The 13,233-nt window shown below is 45.4% G+C and carries 2 protein-coding genes; both read right to left on the reverse strand.

Going from position 1 to position 13,233, the window contains the following annotated elements; translation table 11 throughout:
* Positions 1-19: 19 nt before the first annotated feature.
* Complete coding sequence (locus tag AACQ38_RS12110; protein ID WP_165578228.1) at positions 20-9,835, reverse strand: non-ribosomal peptide synthetase; 9,816 nt, start codon at positions 9,833-9,835, stop codon at positions 20-22.
* Positions 9,832-13,233 carry a non-ribosomal peptide synthetase gene (locus tag AACQ38_RS12115; RefSeq protein WP_207631853.1) on the reverse strand — a complete coding sequence of 1,134 codons (3,402 nt, stop codon included), beginning with the start codon at positions 13,231-13,233 and terminating at the stop codon, positions 9,832-9,834. The genes AACQ38_RS12110 and AACQ38_RS12115 overlap by 4 nt, the downstream gene beginning before the upstream one ends.

Here is a 13,233-nt window from a genome sequence, read left to right on the forward strand (position 1 = left end):
TCAGCGCCTATTTTTATCATCATAACCAGCCTTCTTCCGCCACCGTGTTACATCCCTGATGGCTTTGTTCAGTTTGTTGCAACTGTTTACGCTCAATCATCAGTGCCAGTACTGCCAGATTAGTGGCCGTCATGACATCGGCAATGCTTATCACTACAGCAAAAGTCTGTTGTATCTGATGTAAAAACCTCAACAAGGTTAATGAGTTCCCTCCCAATTCGATAAAAGACGCGGCCAAACTCACCATGCTTGACGGTAATTTCAGTGCGTCGGCACACAGTTGTACCAACTGTTTTTCAATTTCAGTTTCCGCAACACGATCCAATCCTCGCGTAATGCAAGGTTTTGGCTCAGGTAGGGCAGCAAAATTCACTTTACCATTAGCCGTAGTTGGTATAGTGGCTATCACAGCATATAGGGTTGGCACCATATACTCTGGTAATCGGGTTTTCAGTTGCTCTCTTATCGGGGGGATGACAGCATCCGTTTCGGTCCCCTCTGGCATCACCAGCCAGGCACATAGTTGTTTTTCGCTGGTTGCATCGACAGTAACCCGCACAATACTTGTCGCCACACCATCAATAGCTGACAATGCTGACTCTATTTCGCGGGTTTCGATACGAAAACCTCTGATCTTGACCTGATTATCAAGACGACCGACATAAACCAGTTCACCCTCGTTATTCCAATAAACACGATCACCGGTTTTATATAAACCTACTGTTTGTTCCGGCAAGATAGCCATTTCAACAAACTGTGCCGCATTTTGTTCCGGGTTATTCACATAGCCTAAACTTAAAGCATCACCCGCAATGTAGAGTTCACCAATAACATCTGGCGGTACCAATCCACCCTGAGAATCCAAAACATAGGTCTGACAATGGGCCAAAGGACGTCCTATCGGCACCACTGAATTTGTTAAGGTATCGAATTGTGTGACATCAATAGCGGTTGCCACAATGGTTGTTTCTGTCGGTCCATACGTGTTGAATAAACGGATCTTTCCTTGTGTTTTTTGTTGCCATAGCGCCAATAACTCCATTCGCATGGCTTCACCACCGACGATACATACCTTCAAATGCTCAACCAGTTGTTCAACATCGTCAGCAGTTAACTGATACGTCCACTCATGCCATAAGGCTGTGGGTACTGAAATCAGTGTGACTTTTTGTGCATCAATGATCTGACATAACTGTTTAACGCTATACGCTGTTTTATGATTATCCAGAACCAAACGACCACCGGAAAATACCGACAACATTAATTCTTCGATAAAAATATCAAAACCAATGTTGGCAATTTGCAATACCGCGTGGGCAGAATTTGCCGGATAACAGCGTTGAACCGCCTGATAATAGCTCAGTAAATTGTGATGGCTGATCTTAATGCCCTTCGGCGTACCCGTTGAACCCGAGGTATACATGATGTAAGCAACACGCTCTTGCGCTGATAATGCCACTTCTCGTGCCACAACCGCAGTATCAACCGAGTCAATCTCATCAACCATAACAATACATTGTTCATCAACAGGCAAAGTGTGGCTTTCAGAACGTTGTGAAACAATAAGCTGAATATCCGCATCATTAATAATATGGGCAATACGTTCTGTTGGATAATCGGTTGCCAATGGTACAAATGTCGCGTTCGCCTTCAAAATAGCCAAGACGCTAATCACTACCTCAGGAGTACGGGATAAATAAATACCCACCGTATCATTTACCCCGATACCCCGCGCAATAAGGAGTGTCGCCAGTTTGTCAGCCGCTAACGCCAACTGAGCATAATTCATGCTGCCCCAAGGCCCTGACAAGGCCACTTCATCAGGTATCCGACGCGCAATTCGGGCAAATAATTGCGTCACAGATGGGCAATCATTAGCAATAGATGAGGCATTATGGGCTAATTGATACAAGTGTTGGATTTGACCGGATGCCAGATAATCCGCATGCCCCAAGCGATGATGTTGTGAAGCTAACATCGATTTTATCGCCGTTTCATAACAGGCTAATATTTGCCCCGCCTGATGTGCCCCAAATACCGATTGGGTCAACGCTAATTGCAGAACCAGAAAACGATTAGCTGAACTATGATGGCAAACAAAATCATAACCATAATCAACTCGTTCATATTCATGATCATAAGCCTGCTCAGGCTCAGCATCTTGCGTTGTCTGTAACTCATCAGACACATGAAAATCGACATAGTTAAACAGAGCGCCAGAGTAATCACACTTGAATTCCTCTTGCATAACAGCAACCGGATAATATCGATAAGGCCAGCTTGCAGTGCTATATTCGGTTAATTGCTGAATCAACGACGCCCAGGTTTGTTGATGGATATCGGCATTAACCGGCGGCGTATTTAAGAATAATCCAAGACAAGATTCAGCTCCCTTCACTTCAAGTCTTCCATGGCTTACCACCGAACTGGTTATCGAGTCAGTACCATTGATTTTCGCCAAGACATAAACATGGATTGCCAATAACAAGGTGCGCAGCGGTACTTTTAAGCACGTAGCAAGTTGTTGTAAATCATCATGTAAATAAGATAACTCAAGGCGAGCAGAATAATGTTGTGTTGACGCTTTTCCGGTCCAGTCAGGCAACACCGCAGCATTGGCAATGTGCTGCCAATAAGCTTTTTGCTCAGGATCATCAATAGCCGCCAGCTCCTCAGCAATGTATTCACCGTAATGCGGTAAGTTGGCTCTTGGTGGAATAGAACCGCCAGACAACACCGATAAATAGTTTTCCATAAACTCAACTTGCAGGTTGGCAACACTCCAACCGTCAAGAATGGCATGTTGATGAGATAAAACCAGTGCAAATGTATTATTAGCATCAATACATACATTAACTCGCCACATCAATTCATTTTCAACGAAAAAGTTGCTATTTTCCTGCTCCAGACAATGGTCTAATTGATGCTCAAATTCCTGCACAGAAAGGTGACGCCAATCATTGAATGTAACCGGCAAAGCAATCGTTTTATGAATATATTGCAACGCTCTCCCTAATTCGAAGTTGTATGTCGCACGCAATAACTCATGGCGTTGTACTATGGCATTAAACGCTTGACGAAATGCTTGTTCACTCCACACGGCATTAATCAAATAATGCTCTACAATATGGTAACTTTCATCTTTTAGCTGATGATAAATAGACCCCATTTGCAAACTTGACAATGAATATGCATCATCCAATGTTGACTGCTCAATCAATGCCGCCCGTTCGTCATCCGTGAGTAATGAAAAAGCGTGATAAGCCTCTTTAGAAGAGACAATGTTGCGGTTCAAATCAGGTAACTGCTGCGTTATTTCATCAATACTTTGATAGGCCAAAATATCTTTTACACTGAGTGCCAAACCCGCCTGTTTAGCCATCGCAACAACACGCACAATTAATATTGAGTCGCCCCCCAAAGCAAAGAAATTATCGTAACGACTCACTTTCTCCTGTTTCAAAACAACGGCAAAAATAGAGGCTAATGTTCTTTCAATGTCATTTTGTGGCGCAACATATTCAGTACTGGTAAAAGCACTGGCTTCCGGTACAGGGAGTTTTTCTTTATCCACTTTTCCGGTAATACTCACCGAGAAAGCATTCAGACAGACAAATGCACTGGGGATCATGTAATGAGGTAATTGATGCCGTAGCTGTTCTCTGATCCGTTCAACTAATAACGGTTGTGGCGTTTGAAGATAAGCAATAATTTGTTTATTGCCCGGCTCAATTTCCCGCACCACAGCAATAGCATTCTGCACATCAGGCAATGCACGAAGCTTGGCATCAATTTCAGCCAGTTCAATACGGAATCCTCGCAGTTTTATTTGATCATCATTACGCCCTAAAAACTCCAGCGTTCCATCAAATTTTAATCTCGCTTGATCACCCGTGTGATAAATATAACCACAACGACCAGAAAGGTTGTCTTTAACAAATTTTTGTTGCGTTAATTCGCGATTGCGGTTGTAACCTCTTGCCAAACCGGGGCCACCTACCGCAATTTCACCCACTACCCCCATAGGTACAGGCTCGCCATAAGCATCAAGGATATAAATGTGGGTATTGGCAAACGGCGTACCGATGGGAACATAGGCATCATCAGGCAAACAGAGATGCGTCACATCACCGTAACTAGCATCAATCACCGATTCTGTTTGTCCATAAATATTGAAACAACGGGCATCGGTATGCATCAGCTTTTGTAAACGGTTCAAATCACGACCATACCAAGCTTCGGAACCCACTAATATATGGCGCAGTGAATTCAATCGAACTCTGTTTTGTTCAGCATAATCAAGTAAATTTCTCAGAATGACCGGCACAAAATCACCAAATGTCACGTGTTGTTGTTCGATAAGCTGATACAAATCCTCCGTGGTAATTAAATCCGACTTGCGACAAATCACCAAGCGGCCACCGGTGGTCAAGCTCTTAACGATATCACCCAGAAAAATATCCACAGCCAAACCCGCCATTTGCAATACGGTTGGCGGCCGCTGAAATAAACCAAATACCGCATCCCAACCATAAAAACGCGCAATCATCGCCGTGTGCTCAACCATCACGCCCTTGGGATGGCCCGTTGTTCCTGAGGTGTAAGTCATGTAAGCCAAATTAGTCGCGGTTGAATGACGCTGCGTCACCGCAATATTGGTATTAAGCCGTGACCGGCTTAATATTTCATCCAATCTCCAGACGTTGTACGCCGAAGCCACCTCAGTAGGCAAACACTGAATATCATCAACCACAACTAATGGCGCACCGCTATCTTGAAGAATGTATTCAATCCGCTGCAATGGCTGATCAGCATCAAATGGCACATAGGCTAAACCCGCCTTCAAGATGCCAAGTACGGTAATCACCGAAGCCGCAGTTCGCTCCATACAAACCGCAATAAAGGAATCCGGGGTATAAGCTTTGTCCAACAAAAAGTGAGCGACCTGATTCGCTTGAGCGTTCACTTGCCGATAAGTGAGATGAAGCTCGCCGTCAATAACCGCTGTTTGTTCCGGGCTCCGTTCCACCTGTTCTTCGAACAATTGATGAATGCACTTATCAACCGGATAAGACTGCCAGTTGTCATTAATATCGACCAACAGATATTGTCTTTCCTGCTCAGTTAACACCGGCAGTTTCGTCAAAGGAGCCGTTTGATATTGCTCACTCACTAATGCAGACAGTAAAGTCAGGAACCGTTGGCTGAATCGGGTTATTGTCGACCGTTCGAACAGTTCACAGTTGTATTCAAAACTAAAATCAAGACCGTTCTCACTTTCACCGGCATCTAAGGTCAAATCGAACTGGGCCGTGACATGTTCGCTATCAAGGGACTCAAATTCAACGTCGCTCAATTGCAATACCTGAGATTCATTGGTATCCATCGAGAATGCGATTTGGAATAGCGGCGAATAACTTGTACTCCGCTCCGGCTGCATTTTTTCAACCAACAATTCAAACGGCAGTAACTGATGCGCTTGAGCATCAATATTGACCTGACGAATATGCGATAGATATTCAGCAAAAGTGAGATCGGCTTGGTATTGGGTGCGCAGCACGAGCATATTGACGAAAAAGCCGATAAGCGGCTCAACTTCCGCCTGCAAACGATTCGCAACCGGCGTCCCGATGACAATATCCGGGCTTTGTCCATGACGGGCAAGTAACAGGGTAAATGCCGCATGCAATACCACAAACAGGCTCGTATTATGTTGACCGGCAAGCGATTTGAGCCCAGTCAAAAGAGACTTGTCAGCACTAAATTCAAATAGCCCACCACGGCTGCCAAGTTGCAATGGACGTGAATGATCCAACGGTAAGTCGTGTACAGGAGGCAATTCATTAAGCTGAGTTAACCAATAGTTAAGATCCGTTTGTAACGTTTCACCCTGTAGTTGTTGCCGTTGCCAGACCGCATAATCTTTATATTGAATGGCTAGCGATGGCAAAGCCGGTTGCTGAATGCCTTCAAGCAGTTGGCGGTATATGTCGACAAACTCATCAGCAAGCACTTTGATTGACCAACCATCTGATGCGATATGGTGCATGTTGAAGACCATAACACACTGATCTTCGGCTATCTTTAGATAGGCCGCTCGCAGCATGACATCGTTCGCTAAATCAAATGGCTGCTCCGCGTGCTGCTGAATAAATTCTTGCACCTGCTGTTGGCCGCTTTTTTCCCCAACGCTTCGATAGTCAATACGGTCGATCTTCACCGTTACCTTGTCCAGCACCTCCTGCCATGCACCGGCGGTATCATGCCGATAGACCGTTCGCAGCACTTGGTGGCGTTGAACAATGATGTTTATCGCACGTTCAGCGATAGCGAGATTGAACTCCCCTTTGACGGTTAATGCCAACGGCATATTATATTGAGGCGTTTGCCCATCTAACTGGTCAATAAACCAAAGCCGTTGCTGGGCAAATGACAATGGAAGCCGCGCCATTTCAGCGACAGGTGTAATTGGCGCTATCGCTGCATTACCGCCAGTTGTTATCCGTTGTTCAACGATCAATTGTGCAAGTTCAGCCAAAGTTTGGCTTTCAAAGACGGCCCGAACAGAGATCTGTACAGCTAAGGTTTTCTGGATTTCCGATACCAACTTAATCGCCAACAGGGAATGTCCCCCTAGTTTGAAAAAGTTATCGGTACGACCCACTTTAGGATGGCCTAACAACTGCTGCCACATATCAGCCAGTTGTTCCTCCAGTTCCCCCTGCGGGAGGCAATAGTTCTCGGGTAACGGCTCTTGCGTCTCTACACTCAATAGCGCTTTGTAGTCAACTTTACCGTTTACCGTCATTGGAATGCTGTCTAGCGAAATAAAGGCATTAGGGACCATATATTCGGGTAAGGTTTGACTTATTTGTTCCTTTAGCGCGGCCGGCTCCAGTGGCACATCAGCAACGTAGTATGCAATCAGTTGTTTGTTACCGTTAATCTCATCAGCAGTGACAACCGCCTGTCTCACCCCATCAATCGCAATAAGTTGGTTCTCAATCTCACCTGGCTCAATACGGAAACCCCGAATTTTTATCTGGCTATCCTTGCGCCCGATATATTCAATCTCACCATGAACATTAAACCTCACCAGATCACCGGTCCGGTAAAGCCGCTCAACCTCACCGTCGAAAAAAGCAACCTGGATAAAACTTCTCTGCTGCTCCTCAGGTCTGTTTAAGTAACCTCGGGAGACACCTTTACCACCAACAACCAATTCACCAATGACACCTTGTGGCACCAAATTCAAATGCTCATCAACAATATAGGCTTTAACATGACCACCTACCCTGCCAATGGGAACCGACTGCTCAATCTGCAACGCGGATTCAATCAAGTAGTAACTCGCCAAGACGGTTGTTTCGGTCGGCCCGTAGGTATTCATCACCGGAGGACGGTTTGCTGATGCGAACCAATGCCTGACAATTTCAGCATTAATGGCTTCACCGCCAACGATAACCAACCGTAATGTGTCAGGCACCAAAGCGTCGCCACTACTCACCTGATGCCAAAATGCGGTAGGCAAGCTCATTACAGTGATGTTGTGCTGACCACACTGTTGCCAAAATAGGTCAGCGCTGTTGAGCCAATCATCGTCCCTTAATACCAGAGTGGCCCCTGCACATAGGGTGACAAAACACTCTTCAATGGAAATATCAAATGCAAATGAGGAAAACTGTAATATGTTGTCGTCAGGTTTAACGGCATACATTGCCAGTGCTGCCGCCACAAAATGGCTCAACTGCGTATGCTCTACCATGACCCCTTTAGGTTTGCCCGTTGATCCGGAGGTATACATGACATAGGCAAGCTCATCCAAGCTATGGCTGATATTCGGATCATCCGATGCAGTCCCTGAAAACAGTTCCATTTCCGAGGTTAACAGCTCAACAATGACATTCAGTTCAGCAAACTTGTCTGCATATGTGTTGTTCGTCAACACAACTACCGGCTGACAATCCGTAATAATGTGATTAATTCGGGATTGAGGGTTGTCAATGTCAATAGGAGTGTAAGCGGCACCGGCTTTCAGTACAGCCAATATACTGACAATCATCTCAGGGGAACGAGGCAAACATAACGCAACAATATTGCACGGCCTAACCCCCTTTTCGATTAGGTGATGCGCCAATCGGTTGGCCCGCTGGTTTAATTCGCGATATGTCAGGGTTTGCGTTTCGCCTGCAACCTGCCATACCAAAGCCGTCGCATCGGATCTTTGTGCTGCCTGACGTTCAAACCGGCATTGCACAGATTCTGTCATTGTTGCGATAGAAGATGGTATCGCCAGTTGTTGCCCTAAACGACGCTTTTCGTCTTCATCCAACAACGCTAAAGAGTCTAATGTTTTATAAGGATTTTCGGCGATATCAATCAACAAGACTTCAAACGATTTGAGTAACCTTGCAATCGTGTGTTCATGGAATAGGCTACTGTTGTACACCACTTCAAACAGAATCGTGTCACTGTCATCAATCGCATCGAGTTCCAAATCAAATTTAGAGAATGCTTCCCCCGAAGATACCGGCGTAAACACCACGTCATCCAGTCTCGATTCACCGGCCTCAGTCGTATCCATTGTGAACATGAACTGGAATATCGGTGAATAAGCGATATTCCGACTCACCGCCAATTTCTCCACAAGAACATCAAACGGCAAATCCTGATTCATTTGTGCTTCAATGTTGACTTGCTTTACATGCTGCACAAACTGCATGAAATCAACCTTGCCCTGATATTCGGTTCTCAACGCCAGCGTATTGACAAACAACCCGATCAGTGACTGTAACTCTTTTTGTTTACGGTTAGTGGCCGGTGTACCAATGACAATATCCGTTTGCTGGCTGTAACGAGCGATAAATACTGAAAATGCAGCGTGCAATAACATAAACAGAGTCGCACCGGCATCGCCCGCATGTTTACGCAACATCGACGAAGATTGCCGATCCAATCGGAATCGCACCTTAACACCGTAGTTGGTCTGTTTCACCGGCCGCTGAAGATCCAATGGAAATTGGTGAACTTGCGGTATATCCGCTAGTTTTTGTTGCCAATAATCAAGTTGCTCATCAAACACCCCATCGGCAATCCATGACTGCTGAGTGTAAGCATAATCTGCATATTGCACAGGTAATACAGGCAAAGATTCTGGCAGATTCTGCTTAATCTCTTGGTAGTGGATGACAAATTCTTCCATCAAGAGAGAAAAAGACAATCCGTCTCCAGCAATATGGTGCAAGTTGATGATAAGAAATTGCCGCTGAGTATTAGTGGTAAAAAAGTCGATCCGGATCATCAGATCTTTCTGTAAATCAAACGGAGCAGAAACATACTGATAAAATATCGCTTTCAGCTCGGCAGGTTCACATGTCAAATGCCGAACATTGATTTTAGCCTTAACCGCTGACTGAATCTCCTGCCATACTTCTCCTTGCTCTTCTCGGTAAACCGAGCGCAATATTTCATGACGTTCGACAATTCGTTGCATGACTTTTTCAGCAATCGTTAAATCGAACTCGCCATTTACTTCCAACACCGTCGCCATATTGTAATGCTCGCTGCTGCCAAAGAGCTGGTCGATGAACCACAGGCGTTGTTGTGCAAAAGAGAGAGGTAATCGAGTCAATTCCCTGTCGGCGGTCTTGATCGGTAATGGATTTGATTGTTGCCCTTGCAGATACGCAATAATTTCTACCTTATGCGTTCTCAACTCAGTCAGCATATTCTGCGATACCGCGCCTTTAGGCGCGTTTAACTTAAGCGAGTCAGATTCAAGGTATACCATAATGTCTTGCTGTTTTAAGTCAGCTAAAAATGCGGCGATATTCACAGTTCAACAACCTCCCTTTCTCCCCCAATCTGTTTCTGTCGTTCGGCAAACTGCTGCTCAACATACTGCGCTAAAGCAAACAGCGTGTCATAGACGTAAAAATCCTTCACGGACAGTTCGATCTTTAATTCTTCGCTGATGGCACTACCGAGTTTGACAAATTGCAGTGAGTGAATACCGAGCTGTACAAACCGGGCCTCAATATTGATTGGCGTCAACCCAAGCTCTCTATGGAACAATCCAGCTAACTGCTTTTCAGTTGCCGTTTCTGGTGACGTAAAAGGCTCCTTAGCGATATTTTCCCTGCTTGGCGCAGGCAGAGCTTTACGATTAACTTTGCCATTCTCAGTCAGCGGCATTTCCGGCAATAACACATAGAAGCCGGGCCACATAAACTCCGGTAAGATGCGCTCGACTTTATCGCGCTGTTCTCGTATGTCGAGCATCGACGGGGCCACCAAATAAGCCACCAAGGATTGCCGCTGCTTGTCATCCTGTCTCACACAAACCACAACATCCGCGACATCAAAATGCGTGCGGATACAGTGCTCAATTTCTCCCAATTCGAGCCGAAAACCGCGCAATTTCACTTGGAAATCATTTCGGCCAATGTAGGCAATTTCGCCTGATGGCAACACTTTCACTAAATCACCGGTGCGATATAGCCGTTCGCGGTTACCTTTAGCATCCAAATGATCAATAAAACGTTCAGCCGTCAGTTCCGGGCGGTTCAAGTACCCTTTTGCTAATCCGACACCACCGACATACAGTTCTCCCACTACGCCGACCGGGCATTGGGAGCGATCTTTTGCCAACACATGAAGTGACACATGGGGAGCGGGACGACCAATCGTGACTGGCTCCGTCGCCTTTTCAAAGATTTTCAACGAAGACCATACCGTGGTTTCCGTTGGCCCATATTCGTTGACAAGCGTTGCCTGAGGCTGACACTGGAAATGTTTTGTCTTTACGTTGTCCGACAAATTTTCGCCGGCGCAAATCACTTTACGTAGTGAATGCCCGACAAGGTAATCAAGAACAGCATCGTAGAAACTGGGAATAAAAAGAACGTGGCTAATTTGTTGACTGTCTATAAGCTTCGCCACATACGATGCATCTTTCGCATCTTGAGGGGCCATTAAATGCAACGTTGCACCGCTGCCAAGCCCCCAATATATCGCCGGAATCGATGAATCGAAAGCAAAGGAGGAAACCAGTAAAAATTTCTCCGGTACTATCGAGTATGAATTAAACCGCCCAGCAGTGGATGCGCTCAACGCCCCATGCTGGATCATCACCCCTTTAGGATTACCCGTTGAACCCGAGGTATAAATGACATAGGCAAGGGAATCCGCTGTCACACTTGAGGTCAACATCGGTTCAGTACGGGGCTGGGCGGCAATTTCAGTCTCATCAAGCAAGATAGTGCAAACGCTATCCGCTGGTAAATTGACCTTATCGATACTCTTGTTATCGACGATAACCAAACCAACATGGCTGTCAGCCAAGATAAAACTTAACCGTGCCACAGAATAAGTGGGATCTAATGGCAAATAAGCACATCCTGCTTTCAATATCGCTAGCATGCTGACGACAAAGTCAATGCCAGGCTCTATCAAAATAGCAACCAACGGGTTGTTGTCAGCACCTTTAGTCAACAATAATTGAGCGATCTGATTAGCCCTTGCATCAAGTTCAGCAAAACTGAGGCTTTGCTCCTGATAGCGAATTGCCACTCGTTCAGGATACTCAGCCACCCGCTGTTGAATAAGCTGATGCACAAAAGGTTGCACCTCAGGCAGTTGCCAAGCTGATTGATGAGATTTGTCCAACACAGCTTGTTCCTGCTCACTGACAATCGCCAATTGATTAATTGGCCTATCACCGTTGACCGCAATATGTGCCAACAACAACTGCATATTTTCGGCAAAACGGGCGATGGTGTCCGAATTAAAAAGCCCTTGATTAAACTCAAAAATCAGCGACAGTCCATCCTGATCTTCTGCTGCGGTTAAGGTCAAATCAAACTGCGTTTGTCCCCTTTGTTCCATAAGCTCTTTAAATTCAACATCAGCAAGTTCCAACGGTTGAGATTCATAATTTTGCATTGAGAAAAGCACTTGGAATAAGGGAGTAAACGCGGTGCTTTGTTCAGCGAGCAATTTCTCGACCAATAATTCGAATGGAATGGCCTGATTGCTCTGTGCATCAAGGTGCACCTGCCTTGCATTGTTCAACAACACATTGAATGTCAGCGTCGGTGTACAATCCAAACGCAATACGAGCGTATTGAGGAAACAGCCAATGAGCGACTCCAGTTTCTGTACCGGCCGACTTGTAATAGGTGTCCCAATAACCACATCCGGGTTATCACTGTAGCGAGCCAGCATCACCGCAAAAGCGGTATGCAACAACATGAATAAAGTGGCATTTGCATCTACAGCTAATCGCTTAAGTTTACTCACCGTCTCCATTGGTATCTTTTGCGTGTGCATTGCACTACGCATATCCAATTTTTGCGGGCGAGCATAATCTAACGGCAATTCATGAACCAATGGCAGGTTAGCCAACTGTTGTTGCCAATATTGCAACTGCTCGTCAAACATTTGCTGAGTTTCAGCTTGATTCTGCCAGTAAGCATAATCCGAGTATTGCAATTCAAGCTCAGTCAGTAAGGCGGGTTTACCCTGCACAATTTGTTGATAAAGAAGGGTAAATTCATCAACTAATATCGCCAGCGACCAGCCATCAGCAGCAATATGGTGCAAATCAAAAAACAATACGCCGGTCAACGGCTTATCTGAGGTATCTGGTTTTAGATCAGAGGCCAAATAGGCCACTCTTAGCGGTAAATCCCTACTTAAATCAAATTTCCTCTGTCTCTGTCTCTCCAGCCAATCCTCTATGTGTTGCTGTTGGTCAACACCATCGGCAAGGGTGTCTTTGTCAATCTGGAAAACATAGTCGTTCAACACGACTTGTGCGGGCATGCCTTGTGATTCCTGATAAACCGTTCGTAAAATTTCATGTCGCTTAAGAATGGCATCTATCGCCTGACTCGCGGCTTCCAAGGAAAATTGACCATATAAATTGAATGCAGTTGAAATCTTATGCTGACGTTCAACTGTAGAAACCTGTTCGACCAGCCAAAAACGGCGCTGGGCAAAGGATAATGGTGCCTTGGTAAGGTGCCGACGTTGTAATAACGAAAACTTCTGTTGCCCCGCCACCTCTGTATGAGAGAGAAAATCAATAATTGCTTGTTTGTTTTGTTTAATAAATTTTCCCTGTTCAGGTGTGATGGCACCCGGAGCAGACTGAGATTTTAGCGCCCCATTTTCAACAAAAAGACGAACTTCCTGCTCGGACAATCTATCAATAAAGCCTTTTAGGTTCAT

The organism is Photorhabdus sp. RW14-46, assembly GCF_963887965.1.
GTDB lineage: Bacteria > Pseudomonadota > Gammaproteobacteria > Enterobacterales > Enterobacteriaceae > Photorhabdus > Photorhabdus laumondii.